The sequence below is a fragment of the Calothrix sp. PCC 7507 genome (assembly GCF_000316575.1).
GTDB lineage: Bacteria > Cyanobacteriota > Cyanobacteriia > Cyanobacteriales > Nostocaceae > Fortiea.
In genome coordinates this window covers 4,525,890-4,545,160 of the sequence record NC_019682.1, presented here as the reverse complement: position 1 = coordinate 4,545,160, position 19,271 = coordinate 4,525,890, and the positions used below count along the sequence as shown (strand labels likewise).

Below are 19,271 nucleotides of genomic sequence, written 5' to 3'. Positions count from 1 at the left end.
CCCTGACATTAGTTATTAACCTCCAGTTTTCATTATTTCATGAAAGGCAATCTTGCTACAGGCACTCTGAGAAAAGCAGCCCCCTCATACTTTGACACCTCACGGGATTTTTGAAGTTTGGTTGCGAAAAATCATAAAATTTTGAGAAAATCCGTGCGAATTATCTTCAAATCTGATAGTATCGACTGACCATTGTGGGAATATCCCCTATCTCTGGACAAACCACTTAGCGTTTAGGTCAAGTTGATAGGATGTCACCCACTTTCTACAAAGCCGTACTTTTCAGTAGGCGTTACTGAAATATAATTGGTACTTTTGGTGATCACTTGAAAATTTCACCTTTGGAATCTATACCAATTTTAATTTTCAGTAACCTTAGTGCCTACTTTAGCTGTTCTGTGATTTCACCTTTCATTGTTTTTTGACATTCGCTCCTCAACATGACACACCGCTCAGTTAATCGCTTCAAGTACTCAATTCGGAGATAGAAATGAAAAAGCTAATTCCTTTTTTAGTTAGTGGTATTCTAGTTGTCGGTATCTTTGGTTGCCAAGATGCTACGAAAACGGGTTCTGAAACTCCTGGCACTACCAATGAAGCTGTTAAACCAGCAAAAGATGCAACTCAAAAAACTGAAACTGCCACCAAAGGTGCTGCTGATACTGACAAAACTAAAACCACTACCAAAGCTGCTGCAGACACAACCAAAACAGCACCTGCAAGTGCAACTGGCAATACTAAAAGCTTAATTCTTAGCAAGTTAGAGCAAAAAATTCCAGGTAGCAAGTTAGAAGTTGAAGATAAAGCTGGTGCTGTCACCATCAAAGGCACAGTTCCTACTGAGGCGGATATTAAGAAAATCGAACCCCTAGTTAAACAACTCAAAGGTGTTAAGAGCGTTAAAGTGGAAGCAAAAGCTGCATCAGCAAAACCACAATAGAAGTATGAAGTCTGAAATTACCTCAAGGCAACCTCTAGGTATCTACAATCCTTGATACTTTTTTAGTCAAAAATTTTGTAGTTATCAACAGGGCTTACGATGGTGTAAGTCCTGTTTTTTAGCTATATGCGGAAAATGTCTGAATCACGGATTTTAGGGATTATGGGATGCCACTGATTTTTGGGATCATTTTGGAAGAAAAAATCAGTGTAATCATTGAGTTTGTTTAATCTGTGTTCAAGATATATTTCAGTTATCTATATGAGTGTTTTGTATGGAGGGTTTGAAGTATGCTGATATTACTCAGAAAATTATCGGCGCTAGTTTTGAAGTTCATAAATTTTTGGGTAATGGGTTTCAGGAAGTAATTTATCAAAGGGCCTTGGCTTATGAGATGAGTCAAGTGGGGCTGGAGTTTGTGCGTGAAATTGAACAGGCTATTTTTTATAAGGATTTGGAAAAACCGATTGGGACTCGTAGGGCTGATTTTGTGGTGGAGGGAAAGGTTTTGGTTGAGTTGAAAGCTGTTATTCAGCTTGATGATGTGCATTTAGCTCAAGCTTTAAATTATCTGAAGGTGTATAAGCTGGAAGTTGGTTTGTTGATTAATTTTGGGAGTAAGAGTATGAGTTTTAAGAGGTTGGTAAGGTGACGCGGAAAACTGTCGGGATCACGGATTAGAAGGATTATGAGATGACACTGATGATGGAATGGTGTTGCCATCTGAAAATCCGTTTAATCTGTGATTGAAATATTAGCGTCAATTTAAATATGATTATGGGATGACACTGATGATGGAATGGTGTTGTCATCTAAAAATCCGTGCAATCTTTAAATCCGTTTAATCCGTGATTGAAATATTAGCGTCAATTTAAATATGATTATGGGATGACACTGATGATGGAATGGTGTTGTCATCTAAAAATCCGTGCAATCTTTAAATCCGTTTAATCCGTGTTATTAATTACTCTGAATAATATGAGCCGAAACTTGGGATTTACTTAATTCACTGACTAAACGATGTGCTTGGTGTTTATAAAGTGGATATTGTAGGGTTCCTGGGAGTTGACTCATGAGGGTTCTAGCTAGGTGCATATCACAGCCAGAAACTCGTGATATTACTGCTGCACCTTCAAAGGCGGCTTCTGATGAAAAAGCTTTCTCTACTTCTATCAGCCATTGACGAGCTATGAAAGTACCGTGTTCTACTCGCTGCAGTCCCTCGATGGTTGCTAAAACTACTAAGCGATCGCCTACGGTTAATTTGATATCATCGGTGGGCATAAATTTAGGGGTTTGCTGGCTAACTTTGGAGTGAAGAATTGGTACTACTCCATAGCCGTAAGCAATCTCCGCTAGCAATAGTCCATTTAGGGTATCATCGGCTTCAATTTGATATTCAGTTACGAGGGTAGTTTGGTTATTTAATCGAAACACATTCAAGACATTTTCGCCAAACGCCGCCGCTGCAAATGCTTCCGCGGCTAGTGCATAAACACCTAAAACTCTGGCGTAGGGAAGTAGGCGCGCTACGTTCTCGCTGAAACGGGGGTCAAAGGTACGGATGACTATGTTGGCTGTAGGGTTAGCTGTGTGGGTTCTCAAGGCAATTTCTAGGTTTGCTACCTCGTCATCGGTGACGACAATGACGCTTTTGGCGGTAGCAATATTGACTCGGCTCAAAGCATTTTTGATATTTCCTGTAATCAAGGGGATTCTGGATAATATCCCTAGTTCCAAGTCAGTGGCGTGAACACCGATTAAAGGTTGTTTGAATTCTTGCAGCAGTTGTGCGATTCGTTGACCAACTCTCCCTAAACCAATCACCACTACATGATCGGCTTTGGGTACTGGGAGACGCCGCCTGGAAAACTGGAATCTCGCAGCTAAGATGCGTTCAGTCATGACAGCATAGAGGATACCGACAAAAACTGTCCCAGCCACTGTGAGACTGATGCTAAATACATGTAGCAACCAGGGAATCTCGAAGGGCATTTGTAGCTGTCCAAAGAGGTTGTCGTAGCCACCGATACTGAGGACTAGGGATACGTTTAGGGCATCTTGCCAGGTGATTTTGGGATATTGCAGCTTATATAGCAATGTTCCACATAAGTAGAGGCTCACCATCAACAACGCGGAAACTAAGGCTACGCGACGGGTTTGGCTACTCTCTTCCCAAAACTGGGTCAGCTTGTGGCGGAGGTTTGTCCACTTTATCTCAGTAGCGATCGCCTGCCACAATTGCCGGAGATTTTTGACGGGTTTCCTTGGGGAAGCGACTAAGTTTTCGGTGGCTTCAATGTAGGCGATGGTGTCCCCTGGAAGCACTTGAGTATCTGGTTCCCATTGATAGAATCCTTTTGGTACGGGTTTTCTGGCTTTAGTGTGAGCAATCACTCTTCGGTTTGGAGTGTTAATTGCGGAAAGTTGAGAGTAATTACTCCAATGATGGGAAGCATCGATTGTGATTCTCACAACTCGCAGTAAGCGATTTTCTAAGGTGAAGAATCCCCTAGTTTCACTGCTCAATGCTGCGAGTGCAAAGCTTTTGGCTGGTAATTGAGTGGCTTCAAAGGCAACAAAATTACCAAGGTTTTCGCTGAGTAACTCATTTAAATTTTCCTGTGCTGAACGAATAACTAGGCGCACATGGGAATTAAGCGATCGCGCCGCAAATGCAGCTGCAATGTTAATCCGCTCATCACTGGTGACAATGAGAATTGCTCGACACTGGCGAATTCCTGCTTGTTCTAATATCTTGGTTTGGCGACAGTCACCAATTACCAGTTTGTCTACTAAATCTGGTAAGTCGGGAATCTCCCATTTTTGCATATTTTCAATTTCAATAGCATTTACTTTTACCCCAAATTCTTTGAGTACAGATACACAATATTGCCCCAAATTACCCAGTCCACAAACTAAGAAAGAGTTTGTATTTGTTGTTGCATTCTGTCCCATACGGCAATAAATAATTACTAATTCTTCATTAAATCAGTGAACAGTTATCAGAGCAAAATATTGATAACTGATGACTGATGACTGTTGATTGTTGACAAATGACCAAGAAAGTTATTTGCGTCCGAGAAGATTAGCGATCGCCACAGCTAACTCGATAGGATCGACAGGCTTGGGAATATGTTTTTGAAATCCTGCTGCTAGTGCTTGTCTATGGTCAATTTCTCCGGCATAGGCAGTTAGGGCGATCGCCGGAATTTGCCCACCTTCTGCTACTGACCATTTTCTCACCTCGCGTAGCAACATATACCCATCCATCTCAGGCATCCCAATATCACTTAATAAGATATCTGGCTTTGACTCAGCTAGTGCTTTCAATGCTGCACTTGCTGATGCTACTGTCTTGACAATTGCCCCATACTGTTCTAGAGCAAAGCTAAAAAACTCCCGCACATCAGCCTGATCGTCCACCAGCAAGATTTGCACTCCACAAAGTATTGAGTCTTCTGTGCAGATTGGAGACTCAATACTTTCATCTGGTAAATTAGCATTTTTGAGCAACGGTAGCCTAACTTTAAAGGTTGCGCCTTGTCCTTCTCCGGGACTTTCTGCTTCAATCGTGCCACCGTGGAGTTCTACTAAATGGCGCACAATTGCTAATCCCAATCCTAATCCACCAAAGACTCTGGTGGTTTTGCCGTCGGCTTGGCGGAAGTATTCAAAGACATGAGGCAAAAATTCTGGGGTGATACCTTTACCTGTATCAATCACTTGGATTTGGGCATCATTCTCAATCTGTAATAAGCTTACCTCTACCCGTCCGCCTGTGGGTGTGAATTTAACGGCATTAGAGAGCAGATTCCAGACTACTTGCTGCAAGCGATTGCCATCACCCATCACTTGTACAGTATTGTCACTTAGCGCTATTTGCAGTTGAATAGATTTGGCTTCGGCTGCTAACCTCACTGTTTCCAGGGCTGCGGTGATTGTAGCTTTCAAATCCACCGCATAGATATTGAGGCTCAACTTACCTCGTAAAATTCGGGAAACATCAAGCAAGTCTTCAATTAGTTGAGTTTGCAACTTGGCATTGCGCTCAATGGTTTCCAATCCCAGGAGGGTAGTAGCTGCGTCGTGCTTGCGGGTGCGGAGTAACTTCGCCCATCCCAGAATAGGATTCAGGGGAGTTCTAATTTCATGGGAAAGGACAGCGAGGAATTCATCTTTAATGCGGTTGGCTGTTTCTGCTTCCGCACGTGCAGTTTTTTCGGCTTCGTAAAGTTGAGCGCGGGCGATCGCCTGACCACACTGTTGTCCTAAAGTCAACATAAATCGTCGGTCTTCTTGACTAAATACCTGTGCTGTGGCAAAGCTTAATCCCAGCGCCCCAATGGCTTTGTTCTCAACTATGAGGGGAATGCTAGCAAAGGCTTGATTGTTTGTAATTTCGACAGAATTCTCTAAGCTGGGATATTTGCTAATCAGCGCTTCTGGATTTTCTAAAAAAATCGATTGTCCAGTTCTGACTGTCTCTGCTATGGGGACATCGGCTTTTAAGGGGAAACTCGTCCATACATTTATAATCGATTGCGGATAGCCAATTGCCTTGACAACCTTGAGGGAAGTATCTCCATCAGCTAGCAAGACAACAGAACCCGATGTCGCACCCAAAGCAGCAATTCCTTGGCTCACCACTACATCTGCTACCTCTTGTGGAGTCAATGCTTCGGAGAAGGCGGCTGTAATTTTTTGTAAGCGCATGATGCGACTCACAACCTTCTCTGCTGCCTGTTTTGCCTGCTGAGTTTCTTGGTAAAGTCTAGCATTATCGATTGCGGTCGCCGCTCGTCGAGCAATATCGTTTGCTAAAGCCAAGTCTGCTTGTCCATAGAAACGACTTGACTCGGCTGTGACAAAAGAGATGGCACCGAATAATTGCTGGCGGGAGTAGAGGGGAATCACCATCAGAGAACGAACACCCAAGCTGCGGAGTAATTGCAGATGTTCTTCGTCTTGGGCTAACTCTGTGAGGAACGAGTCGGACACTTGGAGATAAAAGACGGATTGTCCCTGTTGTAACTTCGGTAAAAAATAGTGTTCTTGCTCGGTATTAGGTGGATAACGCCGTCGTAATTCTTGTAAAGTCTGTTTTTTGAGCGGATCAGCTGTAGCGATCGCTATTTGTTGAATAGAATTATCTGCTCTGAAAATATCGACAATACAAAAGTCTGCGAGGGTGGGAACTGCCAGATTGGCCACGTTGGCTAGAGTGACTTCATAATCTAATGAGGCAGCTAGAAGAGTACTGGTTTCTACTAAAAATTGTTGTGCTGTTTCTGCTTGTTTGCGATCGCTAATATCCTCAATAATACCTAATGCATACTTTGGTTGGCCGTTAGCATCCCAAACCACTGATGAGGTCAGGTTTACCCAAACGGTGCTACCATCTTTGCGAATGTAGCGTTTTTCTAAAGAATAACCGCTCATTTCCCTAGCTAATACTTGTCGAGCATAAGACAAATCAACTGCCAAATCATCAGGGTGAGTAATTTCCCGGAAATTCATCTGCATTAATTCTGCTGCACTGTACCCAGTAATTTCGCACAAAGCCCGATTAATTTGGAGAAATTGCCCATCCAACCCTACTAAACTAATACCCACAGCCGCCTGGTTGAACATGGCCCGGAATCTTTCTTCACTTTCGCGCAGTGCATCCTCAGCTTGGTGGCGCTCTGTCATATCAAGCACAAAGAAAGCTCCTCGATCTACAGTCCCCTCAAAGTGACTACCACCTACTAGAACTGGGATGCGTGAGCCGTCTTTACGAATATACTCTTTCGCAAAAGGGGTTAAGAAGGGGCTATCTTGGAGTTGAGTTAATGCCTGTTCATCCAGTGATAGATACTCTGGCGGTGTCAAGTCTACCCAATTAAGTTTTTCGTTAACTAATTCTTCAAGGGTATAACCGAGTACATCTAGTAAAGCATCGTTCGCGCCTGTAATCTTACCGTCCCGCTCCCAGAAACCAATACCAATCATATTTGACTCCACCACACTGCGAAACTTCGCTTCACTTTCTCGCAATGCTTGCTCAGTTTGCTTGAGTTGGGTAATATTCACAGCTACACAGATAATACCCTGGACATCGCCCATCTCTTTGAGCGGTTCCACCAGCAAATCATAATAACGGACTTCGCCACGAACTGTCAGACAAATCTTTTCACGGTTAGAAACGCCTGTTTCTAGTGTCTTCTGCTTAATTGCTATCAGTTGCTCTAATTCTGTCGGCGGAAATAATTCATAGTCAGACTTACCCAACGCTTCTGCGACATCCTCACCCTGAGAATTATGAATCCACTGATACCGCAAATCTCGATCCTGTTGAAAAACAAAGATGTCTGAACTGGTTAATGCTAATCGAAATCGCGCCTCACTCACTTTCAGCTTTTGCAGATTCACCTCAGTTCGTCGTTTAGCGGTTCTTAAAGCCTCACACAGGAAACTGAAGAGTAATCCCTGTGATGCGAACAATCCCAGGCGCACAAGATTGGGTAGGTTAATCGTCAGGTGATGAGTTGGGGCTAGAAAAAAGTAATGGCTCAGGATTACGGATAAGAAGGTTGCTAACAATCCCGATTTCCAACCACCATACCAAGCACTCACCATGACAGCACTAAAAAATAGTAGAAAAGGCGTGCTACTCATGCCTAGCCAAGTGTCTAGCATTAGCATCAGCGCTAGGGCTACTGCAACAACTAATACAGCGATGCCGTAACTCCGTAACTGAGAATTATTGATATGGGGCATGAAAGTGTTTGAAAACAAGCAATACTTATTGCATAGGCTGTTAATACCCTAAGCTAGTTTGCAGAGTTTAGGAATTTATCTCCGGATAGATACTCATCCAGCGTTAATAAATTCCTTTTGCTAGAAGCCAATTTGTCTGATTTGTGTATATCCGACAGGCGCGACAGCTTAACTTTTCTTAAGATTTTGCCCAGGTGGGAGTGGATGGATGTGCAGCTGCGATCGCATGAAAGAATGCAAATAGTCTATGGCTAGCTCGACTATCATCCCGGTATTGTTGTAGATCAAAAGACCGTAATTCTTTTTCTATCACGTCTTCGACATCAGCAGATAAATTTAACCTACCTTCATTGAGATAACATTCGGTCAAAAACAGGAGTTTCTCAACATTGATTTCGTTAGTTTCCCATTGAATCTCAACAGGAAACTCATAATTTTTTTCTAATGTTCCGCCACGGTAGACATTTTCAACCAGCTGATTGCCGATAATATATTTGACTTTATGGATTTCAGCCAGTCCTAGCAAATCATCAGCAGTGGGCTTCAACCCCAGACGACGCCGGAATACAGAATCAATAATCTCATATTTACTATTGTCTTGGAACACTGTGACCACCACAGCCGCAATTCCTTCGGTATTGCCATAACATCCGATGATGTTTTTACTTTCTTCACCGCGAACAAACAAGATATCCATATGCAACAACTGATTTAATGATAGGGAATCGAGTTTAGGAAATTCTCCCAGGTGAGACTGACAATGCAAAACTCAATACCGATAATCTATCAGATTTTATTGTAAAAATGGAGGCTTTGTAGAAAAAAATCAACTCTCTATCAAAAGGTTAATTTTAGATTAACTACAGGCTAAAATCTATATCCATAGATAGATAAAAACTCTGATTTTATTCTGCTTATCGCGAATCTAAGACAACAAACTACCAGAATTTACATCTAAAAATAGTGTTGCTTGTGGTTGCTGGCGCAGAATAGAAGCAGGATATTCTTGACTAATTGACCCTTGCAACATTTGTTGCACTACCTTTGCTTTACGTGTTGTCGGTGCAAGGCAGAGAATTTTTTTGGCTGAACAAATTAATGGGATGGTGACAGTAAAGGCATATTGGGGAACACTATCAAGATGGGGAAAGTGACCAGTATTTACTTGTTGTTGACGATTCATAACATCAAGTTTCACTAGTTTAACACTGTAAGGATCTTGAAAATTTGCCACAGATGGATCGTTAAAAGCCAAATGTCCGTTTTCGCCAACACCGAGACAGCATAAGTCAATTGGTTGTGCTTGCAACAGTTTGCTATAGCGATCGCATTCTAACAAAGGTTGCAGTGCATCACCTTCGATATAGTGGAAGTCTTTAGGACTGATTCTTTTTGCTACATGCTCTTGCATATAGCGCCGAAAACTAGCAGAATGGTCTTGAGTAATTCCTAAATATTCGTCTAAATGAAACAAGATAATCCTTGACCAATCTACACCACCCAAGGTCATCAAAGCATCAAGAAATTTGAGTTGGGAATTCCCTGTTGCTAATAATACGGCGGCTGTATCTTGTGCTTGCAGAAGTTTTTGTAAATATCGATTGGCGATTTCTGCAACGTTTTGGGACATTTCGGCTTCAGTGTTGTAAATCTGTACTGTCAATTCATCAACCCGAAAAAATTTTGTAGCGGCTAACATTTGCTTACACAGATGGTGATCAATACGGGGCTAATTTGTAGGGCAACACTTTCACACCTATACACACCATAACCCAGCTATGCTTGTCGGAAATGATAACTGTTAACTGAATATTACCGCCGGGATAATGACTGAGGACACAAAACAATGTAAACTGTGTAAATAAAGTTAACAATTATTTACATTGTCCTCAACAACTATGCTATCTGCAATTCTCTTTGACCTAGACGGTACTATTGTCAATACTGACCCCATACACTACCAAGCTTGGCAGCAAATGCTAGGGAGTTACAGCATAGATATCGATGAAACTTTCTACCAATCCCGGATTAGTGGGGGGCTAAATCCAGAAATAGTCAAAGACATCCTACCACAGTTATCACCAGCAGCAGGTCAAAAATTTGCAGACGACAAAGAGGCGCTTTTTCGCCAACTCGCACCACAGCTAAAACCCCTAAGTGGATTTTTTGAACTACTGGAGTGGACAGAGACACATCAGCTAAAACGTGCTTTAGTAACTAATGCTCCTAGATTAAATGCCGAATTTATGCTAGAAGTTTTGCAGATTAAAGAAGCTTTCCACACAGTTGTTTTAGCAGAAGATTGTATAGCAGGTAAACCAGATCCGTCACCCTACCAAGCAGCGCTGGACAATTTAGGGATTGTAGCAGCACAGGCGATCGCTCTAGAAGACTCTCCCTCTGGAATTCGTGCAGCCGTTGGCGCTGGAATCACCACCGTCGGCGTAGCCTCTACCCACGATCCAAAAGCTTTGTTAGAAGTCGGTGCATTGATAGCCATTCCCGATTTTACAGATTTACAGCTATGGACGTTGCTTAACTCCAGCATAGAACAAGATTTGAGGGCGATTTTATAGAAATTACATAACATTTTAGCCATTTCAAGTATTAACGCAGTTAACAGAAACGTTGCTCACATTTTTTATTATTTCAATTCCTTATCATGGGGATCAATGACTCTAGGCTGCTCGGAGATCCCATGCCAAAACGGATAATTACAGAGATAAATACTTGGTTCCAGCGAGATAGAATTGTCAGTAACCTGGAGATTTTTCAAGATTTTATTATCATCTCTCTCTGTCTGGGTTTATTCTGTGTGATGCTGATCCGCCTAGTGGATATGTTCTCCTCTTTTCTCCATCCACTAGATTTACGACAAGTAACATCTGATATTTTGTTCATCTTGATTCTAGTAGAATTATTTCGCCTGTTAATTGACTACCTACAAGCACAGAGTATATCAGTAGGGGCAGCAGTGGAAATCACTATTGTTTCTGCTTTGCGAGAGGTAATTTTGCGCGGCGTTCTCGAAATTCCTCGCGACCAAATTTTTGGTATCTCTGTATTTTTAATAGTTTTAGCAGGAATTCTGATTGCTTTACCTTGGATGTCTCGTCTTTTTGAACATGTGAAAATCACTAATCCTGAAACAATCAAAGAACAGGAGTAAAACTCTTGATTCTTTTTTATGTCTTCACCCCTGAACCCGGATCATCAATCATGAGACTTCTTGGCATAAGTCGAGCAAGCGGTAAAAATAAAGGTGAAAAGGATAGATTTTTCCTTTTCACCTTTTTTCATATCTGGTAGAAAATACTTTTGCTAGAGGTCTATTATGGTAAATAAAAGTAAGTAAATGTAACTTTGATAACTTGACAACAGTGGACAAATTTATTGACTATGAAAAGCGGTACATCAATGGGAATATGAATTCAGTTAAATAACTTAGAAAATCTAGCTAAATAAGGGTTTGATTTTCCTCAGCTTTGGGAAAATTATATCTGAGATTACCTTGGAGTTTCACAAAGCTCAAGTTATTAATATACCTAACTGTTCTTGGAGGCATTTTGGCAATGGATCAAGTTCTGATTAATGACACTACACTGCGTGATGGCGAACAAGCAGCGGGTGTTGCCTTCAATTTGGCAGAGAAATTAGCGATCGCTCAAATTCTTGATGCTATTGGTGTCCACGAATTAGAAATTGGCACCCCAGCAATGGGTAAAGCAGAACAAAAAGCGATCGCCGCAATTATCAACTTGGATTTGCGAGCTAATCTATTAGGTTGGAACCGTGCCGTCATCTCAGATATTCAGGCCTCAATCGCTTGTGGTTTGAAGCGAGTGCATATTTCCATTCCCATCTCTGCAATCCAAATTGCTGCTAAATTTCAGGGACAATGGCAGGTAGTTTTCCAAAAACTCAAAGATAGTGTGAGCTTCGCTGTCGATCAGGGACTGTTTGTCTCTGTGGGAGGTGAAGATTCCTCCAGAGCCGAGGAAAATTTTCTTTTAGATGCAGCACTCTACGCCCAAGAATTGGGTGCATCCAGGTTTCGCTTTTGTGACACAGTCGGTATTCTCGATCCTTTCGCTACCTACAGCAAAGTCAAACAATTATTGATGTCTTTAACGATTCCTGTAGAAATGCACACTCATAATGATTTTGGTTTAGCAACTGCTAACGCACTTGCAGGAATCAAAGCCGGAGCTTTATCAGTTAATACAACAGTCAATGGGCTAGGCGAAAGGGCTGGAAATGCACCTCTAGAAGAAGTTGTGATGGCTCTCAAATGTATTCATGGTATCCACTTAGGGATTGATACTCCCCGTTTGTTAGAAATATCACAAATTGTCGCCTCAGCATCAGGTTATGATGTGCCCCCCTGGAAAGCAATTGTAGGTGAAAATACTTTCGCCCATGAATCAGGTATTCATGCACATGGTGTATTGCAAAACCCCAGCACTTACGAGCCATTTGCCCCAGAAGAAGTAGGACGAGAGCGGAGTTTAGTGATAGGTAAGCATTCTGGGCGGCATTTATTATCTAGCTTACTGCAGCAGCATGGTATCATTCTTAACCCAGAAGCAACCCAGTCTGTCTTGGATGCAGTGCGACAAGAGTCAACTCAGAAAAAACGTAGTCTTACCATACAAGAACTTTTAGATTTAGCTCAAATATGGGGACATTCTCATGCCAGTTGACAGTTTAGTTATTTCTGCCAGTCTGCACTAGCCTTTGTTACTACAACAAAATTAATTGACTAAGGCATTTTAATACACTTAGTACCTGTTGGAATTCTGCATCGCGTTCAATTGATAATGCATAAGAACGAGCATATTTTGGCTTTTCTTGCTGAACTAGCTTGACAAAAACAAACTCTCTACCATTGACAAGTAACCCAAAAGTTGGCTGTTCAATATTGGGAGTATCAAGCATATAAGCAAGTGCTTGGGGGAGTGCGGTTAAGACATCAAATTTAGTGTTTTTCGATTCAACAACCAATAGCCAAAAATGTTTTTGAATTACCAAAACATCAATATTACCTTTGACTATTATGCTTTCATCTACAGCAGAGATCTCAGTAGATTTTTCATTTTCAATTGCAAAGGGTAGCTGATAAAAACCAGCTAAATCTAGCAGTGGAGATAGCACTACCATCTTCACTGTTTCTTCTGACATTGGAAGGTATTTAGTTAAGTTTAAATAGTTGCTTTTTACTCGTTCTAAAGACAATTTTTCGACATCATTCAACGATGGTAAATTATCTGTCCATTCTGTGAAAAAATCAGCATTTGTAACTAATTGCAAACCGAATTTTTCTTCTAGTTCGTAAAGACTAATATCCCGCACTTGTATTGTTTGCACCATAATTTACCAGGAGAAATACAAATACATACGTATTATAACGGTTTAGAGTCCGCCAGGGATTGTCAATTATTAGATTCACTAACCCTCTGGCTGATTTTTTTCCAGCGCATCTATATCAGATTTAGCGCGTAGCCAAGCTTCATATTGCCAGTTGGGATGACGTTGAGTATTACCAATGTAAATTAATTTTGAATCAGTGGTAGATTTAATTGGATCACTGCGTTTTTCTATTATCATTTGTTTAGTAAATTTCAAGCAAATTACACCTGTTGGATAACCCATAGAGATTTCACATATCCAGCCTTTATAGTTTTGTTCTTGTCGTATCACTATAGCTTCGTAAAGTATGTCAGTATCGCTATTAGTCATTTGTTCTCATTATGGAGATGCTGATGTTAATTATTTGCAGAAATCACTAATTGACTAAGGCGTTTTAAAATACCCAGCACATCGTACAATTCATTGTCAGGATTACGAAGTTCAAAAATTTTAGAAGTAGCATATTGTGGATTTTCTCCTAGCACTAATTTAATAAATATAATACTTCCTCCCGTAGTAATCATGCCAAAGCTAGGCTTCTCTGGGTAAGGATTGGCTAACATATAAGTGAGGATTTGAGCTAGTCCAACTTCTATAGAAAAAGCTGCTTGTTTGGATTCAATCACCATTACCCAAAATTGGTCTTTCAAAACCAACGCATCTAAGCTACCCTTGATGACAATATTTTCATCTACTGCAGAAATTTCTATAGATTTTTCCGACTTAACATAAAACGGAGATAAATAAAAATCCCCAATAAATAAAAGTGGGTCTAATACTGACATTTTGACAACATTTTCCAGCATAGGTGGATACCTTAGCAAATTAAAATATCCTGCCTGAACTTTGTCTAATTGTTGTTTTTCTAGTTCGGTAATTTCAGCTAAATTAGCTTGCCATTCTTGAAAAAATTGCCTATCCCGGATTAGCTGTAATCCAAATAGAGTTTCTAATTCTAGTAAGGTGACATCTTTGGCTTGAATTGTTTGTACCATAACTGCCAGAGAAGTTTTAAATATATGTCTATTATATGGTAAGTCTAAATCATTGGTGAAAATTCATATCCACGTATTCTTAGTAATTACATATAGGAATCCGATTTGATTATTGAAAAAATCTCAGTATCTGTAGGGGAGCCACCCTTGTGCGCGGTGAGCGCAGCCACACGTGCGGTGCGTCTGAAGCACCGAGTGGACTGCCGAATCCGGAGGAGTTTCCCGCGTTGAGAGGAGTAGCGTTGGGCATTGCCCACCGTATCATGGTTTTGGTGGGCATTGCCCACCCTACGTATATTTCAGAAATCAAATATTAGTCTTATAGCTAAAATACTTACTATGATCTATTATTCTTCATCCTGAATATTTATCCCCAAATTCGTTGCATGTTTAGTATAAAACCAGGTAAGACATTTTCCCCGGAAAGAGTTTGAGGTAATTTTAAAACTTCTATATCTTGTCCTGGGCGATAAATTTCTACTTCCTGTTTTTTTCTGTTGATAAACCAACCTAGAAGACAACCATTTTCGATATATTCTTGCATCTTATTCTGAGTTTTTTCAAGCTGTCATTAGGTGAAAGTATCTCGATCACAAAATCAGGAGATAGGGGAATAAATTTTTCTTTTTGTTCTTTAGTCAAAGCATCCCACCGAGATTTTTCTACCCAAGAAACATCGGGAGAACGGTCAGCCCCTGAAGGTAAAGTAAATCCAGTTGATGAATCAAAAACTTCGCCAAGTTGATTTTGTTCATTCCATGATGCTACTTGAAGAATTAAATTAACATTACTTCTCCCTGTTTCTCCTCCTGTTGGTGGCATGATAATCAATTCTCCTTGGTCATTGCGTTCTAATTTTAAATCGGGGTTTTCTTCACACAATTGATAAAACTGCTCTCGTGTCAGTTTAATTATAGAATTGAGGTTTAATGTAAGTGCTGTCATATCAACCTCTAATTAACTCATCTATGATCAAAAATATCATCGACGACGAGAAAAGGCTAGTACAAAAAGGCTGAAGTATGAAAGCAAGAGGTATACACTGTAAGCTTTTTGTGCTTTTAGAATAGTAGCTTTATTTACGCCGTGGCGTACTAGCTAGGATTTTTGACTCTTGACCTTGGACAAGCCTAAAGCGAAAATATTTGATTTAAGCAGATGAAGCGTCATCAAGTAAATTTACAAGTTAAATGTGTAACAGTTTATGAGTGAAAACAAGGGCAGAGTTTACCTTGTCGGTGCGGGACCAGGAGATGTGGCATACCTGACGGTGCAGGCTTATAATCTTTTGGGACAGGCCCAGGTACTAGTTTATGATGCTTTAGTAGATGCCCAATTATTGCAGTGCGTACCACATAATTGCCTAAAATTAGATGTGGGTAAACGAGGTGGTAAACCCAGCACCACCCAAGCTGATATTAACAAGTTACTGGTAAATTATTGTCAGCAAGGGAAACAAATTGTGCGGCTGAAATCGGGTGATCCGTTTATTTTTGGGCGTTGTACTTCCGAAATTGAAGCCTTAAAAGCATCTGGTTGTGAGTTTGCAGTAGTACCGGGAATTTCTTCGGCTTTTGCAGCACCATTGCTAGCAGGAATTCCCCTCACAGATCCGGTTTTGAGTCGTTGTTTTGCAGTGTTTACAGCTCATGAACCAGATGTTTTAGACTGGGAGGCGCTGTCACGGTTAGAGACACTGGTAATTTTGATGGGAGGGCAACACTTGGCTGAAATTATACACCAACTAATGCGGCAGGGGCGATCGCCCAAAACACCCATTGCCATCATCCGTTGGGCAGGAACTCCCAGTCAAGAAATTTGGACTGCTCAATTAGGGGATATTCTGGAACAAACCGCTGGCTTATCCCTTTCACCAGCGGTAATTGTAATTGGCGAAGTGGTGGGGCTACGCAAGTACTTACAACCTGAGAAAATAGATTTAAATGATTCTCCAACACCCGCAAATCTTCATCTGCAAACAGTGACTAGCAACCTCAACCTATTTTCCCAACCTCCCCTAGCTGGTAAAACCATCTTAGTTACCCGTTCAGTGGGACAGTCGAGTCAATTTAGCGATCGCCTGGCGGCATCAGGTGCAACAATCATTGAAATGCCTACCTTAGAAATTGGCCCACCTTCTAGCTGGGAAGCGTTGGATCGTGCGATCGCCAATTTATCTGATTTTCACTGGTTAATTCTGACTTCCACCAATGCGGTAGACTACTTTTTCGCTAGATTAACAGCACAAGGTAAAGATTCCCGTGCATTGGCTGGCGTGAAAATTGCTGTTGTTGGTGAGAAAACAGCCCAAAGTTTGAAGCGACACAATTTGCTACCAGATTTTATTCCTCCTAGCTTTGTTGCAGATTCTTTAGTAGAAAACTTCCCAGAAGAATTAACAAATAAAAAGCTTTTATTTCCCCGAGTTGAAAGTGGGGGAAGAGAAGTTTTAGTTAAAGAATTCACAGCTAAGAGAGCAGAGGTAATTGAGGTGCCAGCATATCAATCTCGCTGTCCCAGTAGTATACCAGAATCAGCAGAGTTAGCTCTCAGGAATAGCGCCGTAGATATAATTACCTTTGCCAGTTCCAAAACTGTACAATTTTTCTGTCAACTCACAAATAGTATACTATCAGAAAAATCTTTCCTAGATGCAGTTTGCATTGCTTCTATCGGACCCCAAACCTCCAAAACTTGCCATGATTTATTTGGGCGTGTAGATGTAGAAGCTGAAGAATATACTTTAGACGGATTAACTCAAGCAATTATCAAATGGTCAAATGAAGGATGAAGTCTGAAATATAGAGAATAATATGTTGACTGTTGACTGGGGAACAATTCCTAACTCTTGACCCTTGACCCTTGACAAATGACAAAACGCATCATCGGCTTAACTGGAGGTATTGCTACAGGAAAAACCACTGTGGCTAATTATTTAGCTAGTGCTTACAATCTACCAATTTTAGATGCAGATATTTATGCAAGAGATGCGGTATCTGTGGGTTCACCTATTCTAAGTGCGATCGCCCAACGTTATGGAGAACAAATTTTATTAGATGATGGTAGTCTCAATCGCCAAAAATTAGGCGAAATTATTTTTAATTACCAAGATGAACGTAATTGGATAGAAAGTTTAATTCATCCTTTTGTGGGCGATCGCTTTCTCAAAGCAATTAGCGAAACACCTTCACAAACCCTAGTTTTAGTCATACCTTTACTATTTGAAGCTCAGATGACCAACTTAGTTACAGAAATCTGGGTAGTGCGTTGTTCAGAGTCAGAACAGTTACGACGATTGATCCAGCGAAATCACTTAAATCAAGAGCAAGCACAAGCACGCATCAATAGCCAATTATCTATAGAGAAAAAAATAGCACTTGCGGATATTGTTTTAGACAACTCTTTTACTATTGAAGTACTGATGAAACAAATTGATGCAGCAGTAAAAATAGGAGATCCAGATTAGTAACCTAATGTCTAAATTACATCAACACTCTTTATAATTGTTGACTGGTGAGGATTGACTGTTCACTGTTAACCGTCATCTGGTAAATATACAAGCTCAATGCGTAACAGCTTATTAATTATGTATTTTATAAAAAAGAGTATTAAATCAAGTTTGATTTTTATCAAAGGGTTACTACCAGGAAACTTTTCCGAGAACCTGCCTAAAAAAAATCAGCAGAAAGCACATGATTATAGCCAATTAGATTGGGGAATTGACTACATTTTTGAGCCGATAAATTTAGGAAAGGGTGGGTACATGACGGGAATCGGCAAAGGAATCAAAATTCACGATTACATTATTTTGCAAAAGGAGGGCAAATATTATCGATATCAAGTTGAGCAAATTGATTACTATTCAGATCCTCCCGATATGTGGATAGCTTCACTGAAGGAAATTTCTGTGCAATAAAAAATCGGCTCTCAAAATATTTCTTATTCAACTATGACAATAATTTTTACAGAAGCTGACTTTGATGAACTATGGCAAGAGGGTTTACAAACAGGTGAAATTGCTTGTAAATTCAATGATTTTGAATATATGGAAACGTGGCAACATGCACTTAAAAAAGGGTCTATTCAAATCCTGGAGTTACGTCCTGGACTGTGCTTACAGATTGGTAATTATGAAACTCCCATAACTTGGGGAGATGAGGCTCAACATTCTGAGTCTTTTCCTTTGACTTTAGCCTTTATAGTCACAGGTGGTTGCAGAGAGCAAATTTACGGAATTAAAGAGGATAATTGCGAAAAAGCCGGGGAAAATTATTTGTTTTTTCTACCTGGAACTCGCGAAATTGAAGTACATCCTACTGGACTTTTGCAAAATATCCGCATTCGAGTTGAGTCTCATTTGCTGCGGACTTTAACTACGGGACAAGAAAACTCTCTTCCAGATCTACTAAAGCCATTTATGGAAGCTGACTCAGTGCCTTTATTTCATCAAGATATCGGCAAGATGACATCTGCAATGCATCTAGCAGTGCGACAAATCATGCACTGTCCTTACCAAGGAATGATGAGACGTGTCTATCTAGAAGCAAAGACATTAGAACTAATAGCTTTGCAGTTCAGCCAATTGGTGGAAACTGAGCAGCCTACTAGATATCAGTACGTTAGTTTAAAACGGGACGAGTGCGATCGCATCTATCAAGCTAGAGAAATTTTAATCAATAATCTCCATAACCCACCATCATTAATCACTTTAGCGCAACAAGTGGGACTGAATGAACGCAAACTCAAGCAAGGATTTCGTCATGTATTCGGGAATACCGTCTTTGGCTACTTGCATGATTACCAAATGCAGCAAGCACAAAGGCTACTCCTAGAAGAAAAAATGACTGTTGCAGGCGTTGCAGCCAGAGTGGGTTATGCTAGTCCCACAGCTTTTTGTGCCGCTTTCCGGCGTAAATTTGGCATTAATCCCAAAGCTTACCAGATAGCAGGTAGAATCTCCCTGGGTTAAGTTTCCATGATTTTATTTACCTCCCGTTTTGGCACTTTTATTTTCCGGCGATCGCTGGATTTAGATCCCTTGAGCAGAATAGAGCGATCGCTAAACACTCATAATTAACGTAAGATTGTTGGGTAACGCATTGCCTCAACCCAACCTACGCCTTGGTTTCTGAGCCAGCCTAGGAGGTTGCTACAGGCTGGATTGC

16 protein-coding genes and 1 pseudogene are annotated in these 19,271 nt (G+C 40.8%); 9 read left to right on the top strand and 8 right to left on the bottom strand.

The features are described 5' to 3' along the window. Positions 1–490 precede the first annotated feature (490 nt). Complete coding sequence (locus CAL7507_RS19430; protein WP_015130197.1) at positions 491–940, top strand: BON domain-containing protein; 450 nt, start codon at positions 491–493, stop codon at positions 938–940. Positions 941–1,214: 274 nt separating this feature from the next. After that, positions 1,215–1,592 (top strand): GxxExxY protein, encoded by a 378-nt coding sequence (locus tag CAL7507_RS19425; RefSeq protein ID WP_015130196.1) that lies wholly within the window; start codon positions 1,215–1,217, stop codon positions 1,590–1,592. Between the two features lie 308 nt (positions 1,593–1,900). On the opposite strand, the gene CAL7507_RS19420 is transcribed toward CAL7507_RS19425, so the two are convergent. From CAL7507_RS19420 to CAL7507_RS19405, 4 genes are all read right to left on the bottom strand, one after another. Next, complete coding sequence (locus tag CAL7507_RS19420) at positions 1,901–3,898, bottom strand: TrkA family potassium uptake protein (protein WP_015130195.1); 1,998 nt, start codon at positions 3,896–3,898, stop codon at positions 1,901–1,903. 111 nt (positions 3,899–4,009) lie between these two features. Then, positions 4,010–7,702, bottom strand: a complete 3,693-nt coding sequence (locus CAL7507_RS19415; RefSeq protein WP_015130194.1) for a PAS domain S-box protein — start codon at positions 7,700–7,702, stop codon at positions 4,010–4,012. Between the two features lie 178 nt (positions 7,703–7,880). Next, positions 7,881–8,399 carry a hypothetical protein gene (locus tag CAL7507_RS19410; protein WP_015130193.1) on the bottom strand — a complete coding sequence of 173 codons (519 nt, stop codon included), beginning with the start codon at positions 8,397–8,399 and terminating at the stop codon, positions 7,881–7,883. 228 nt (positions 8,400–8,627) lie between these two features. Beyond that, positions 8,628–9,401 carry a glucosamine-6-phosphate deaminase gene (locus CAL7507_RS19405; protein ID WP_015130192.1) on the bottom strand — a complete coding sequence of 258 codons (774 nt, stop codon included), beginning with the start codon at positions 9,399–9,401 and terminating at the stop codon, positions 8,628–8,630. A gap of 199 nt (positions 9,402–9,600) precedes the next feature. Here CAL7507_RS19405 and CAL7507_RS19400 point away from each other — a divergent pair, with 199 nt between their 5' ends. The 3 genes from CAL7507_RS19400 (at position 9,601) to nifV (ending at position 12,405) form a co-directional block, all read left to right on the top strand. After that, on the top strand, positions 9,601–10,278 hold the full coding sequence (locus CAL7507_RS19400) for an HAD family phosphatase (protein ID WP_015130191.1): 678 nt from the start codon (positions 9,601–9,603) through the stop codon (positions 10,276–10,278). Positions 10,279–10,400: 122 nt separating this feature from the next. Further along, positions 10,401–10,871 (top strand): phosphate-starvation-inducible PsiE family protein, encoded by a 471-nt coding sequence (locus CAL7507_RS19395; RefSeq protein WP_015130190.1) that lies wholly within the window; start codon positions 10,401–10,403, stop codon positions 10,869–10,871. Between the two features lie 403 nt (positions 10,872–11,274). Further along, positions 11,275–12,405: a homocitrate synthase gene (gene nifV, locus CAL7507_RS19390; RefSeq protein WP_015130189.1), complete on the top strand. Its 1,131-nt coding sequence runs from the start codon at positions 11,275–11,277 to the stop codon at positions 12,403–12,405. A 40-nt stretch (positions 12,406–12,445) separates the two neighbouring features. Here the strand turns inward: nifV and CAL7507_RS19385 are convergent, their stop codons facing one another. The 4 genes and pseudogenes from CAL7507_RS19385 to CAL7507_RS19370 form a co-directional block, all read right to left on the bottom strand. Next, a complete protein-coding gene (locus CAL7507_RS19385; RefSeq protein ID WP_015130188.1) occupies positions 12,446–13,072 on the bottom strand; it encodes a hypothetical protein in 627 nt (208 codons plus the stop codon). 78 nt (positions 13,073–13,150) lie between these two features. Next, positions 13,151–13,441 carry a hypothetical protein gene (locus CAL7507_RS19380; RefSeq protein WP_015130187.1) on the bottom strand — a complete coding sequence of 97 codons (291 nt, stop codon included), beginning with the start codon at positions 13,439–13,441 and terminating at the stop codon, positions 13,151–13,153. Positions 13,442–13,467: 26 nt separating this feature from the next. Further along, positions 13,468–14,106: a hypothetical protein gene (locus tag CAL7507_RS19375; RefSeq protein ID WP_015130186.1), complete on the bottom strand. Its 639-nt coding sequence runs from the start codon at positions 14,104–14,106 to the stop codon at positions 13,468–13,470. 367 nt (positions 14,107–14,473) lie between these two features. Next, a pseudogene (locus CAL7507_RS19370) lies at positions 14,474–15,051 on the bottom strand (Uma2 family endonuclease). Between the two features lie 259 nt (positions 15,052–15,310). Between CAL7507_RS19370 and cobA the strand changes: the two are divergent. The 4 genes from cobA to CAL7507_RS19350 all read left to right on the top strand — a co-directional run bounded on the left by cobA (position 15,311) and on the right by CAL7507_RS19350 (position 19,075). Further along, entirely contained in the window at positions 15,311–16,897 is a 1,587-nt protein-coding gene (gene cobA, locus CAL7507_RS19365) for a uroporphyrinogen-III C-methyltransferase (protein WP_015130185.1), read from the top strand. Positions 16,898–16,975: 78 nt separating this feature from the next. Beyond that, the gene (coaE, locus tag CAL7507_RS19360; protein ID WP_015130184.1) at positions 16,976–17,572 is read left to right on the top strand and encodes a dephospho-CoA kinase; all 597 of its coding nucleotides are present in this window, start codon (positions 16,976–16,978) and stop codon (positions 17,570–17,572) included. 120 nt (positions 17,573–17,692) lie between these two features. Continuing rightward, a complete protein-coding gene (locus CAL7507_RS19355) occupies positions 17,693–18,022 on the top strand; it encodes a hypothetical protein (RefSeq protein ID WP_042341411.1) in 330 nt (109 codons plus the stop codon). Between the two features lie 33 nt (positions 18,023–18,055). Beyond that, complete coding sequence (locus CAL7507_RS19350; RefSeq protein WP_015130182.1) at positions 18,056–19,075, top strand: AraC family transcriptional regulator; 1,020 nt, start codon at positions 18,056–18,058, stop codon at positions 19,073–19,075. The last annotated feature ends 196 nt before the right edge of the window (positions 19,076–19,271 follow it).

Coding starts and splice junctions, on each gene's coding strand:
- CAL7507_RS19430 (WP_015130197.1), top strand. CDS start 491: ATGAAAAAGCTAATTCCTTTTTTAGTTAGTGGTATTCTAGTTGTCGGT.
- CAL7507_RS19425 (WP_015130196.1), top strand. CDS start 1,215: ATGGAGGGTTTGAAGTATGCTGATATTACTCAGAAAATTATCGGCGCT.
- CAL7507_RS19420 (WP_015130195.1), bottom strand. CDS start 3,898: ATGGGACAGAATGCAACAACAAATACAAACTCTTTCTTAGTTTGTGGA.
- CAL7507_RS19415 (WP_015130194.1), bottom strand. CDS start 7,702: ATGCCCCATATCAATAATTCTCAGTTACGGAGTTACGGCATCGCTGTA.
- CAL7507_RS19410 (WP_015130193.1), bottom strand. CDS start 8,399: ATGGATATCTTGTTTGTTCGCGGTGAAGAAAGTAAAAACATCATCGGA.
- CAL7507_RS19405 (WP_015130192.1), bottom strand. CDS start 9,401: ATGTTAGCCGCTACAAAATTTTTTCGGGTTGATGAATTGACAGTACAG.
- CAL7507_RS19400 (WP_015130191.1), top strand. CDS start 9,601: ATGCTATCTGCAATTCTCTTTGACCTAGACGGTACTATTGTCAATACT.
- CAL7507_RS19395 (WP_015130190.1), top strand. CDS start 10,401: ATGCCAAAACGGATAATTACAGAGATAAATACTTGGTTCCAGCGAGAT.
- nifV (WP_015130189.1), top strand. CDS start 11,275: ATGGATCAAGTTCTGATTAATGACACTACACTGCGTGATGGCGAACAA.
- CAL7507_RS19385 (WP_015130188.1), bottom strand. CDS start 13,072: ATGGTGCAAACAATACAAGTGCGGGATATTAGTCTTTACGAACTAGAA.
- CAL7507_RS19380 (WP_015130187.1), bottom strand. CDS start 13,441: ATGACTAATAGCGATACTGACATACTTTACGAAGCTATAGTGATACGA.
- CAL7507_RS19375 (WP_015130186.1), bottom strand. CDS start 14,106: ATGGTACAAACAATTCAAGCCAAAGATGTCACCTTACTAGAATTAGAA.
- cobA (WP_015130185.1), top strand. CDS start 15,311: ATGAGTGAAAACAAGGGCAGAGTTTACCTTGTCGGTGCGGGACCAGGA.
- coaE (WP_015130184.1), top strand. CDS start 16,976: ATGACAAAACGCATCATCGGCTTAACTGGAGGTATTGCTACAGGAAAA.
- CAL7507_RS19355 (WP_042341411.1), top strand. CDS start 17,693: ATGTATTTTATAAAAAAGAGTATTAAATCAAGTTTGATTTTTATCAAA.
- CAL7507_RS19350 (WP_015130182.1), top strand. CDS start 18,056: ATGACAATAATTTTTACAGAAGCTGACTTTGATGAACTATGGCAAGAG.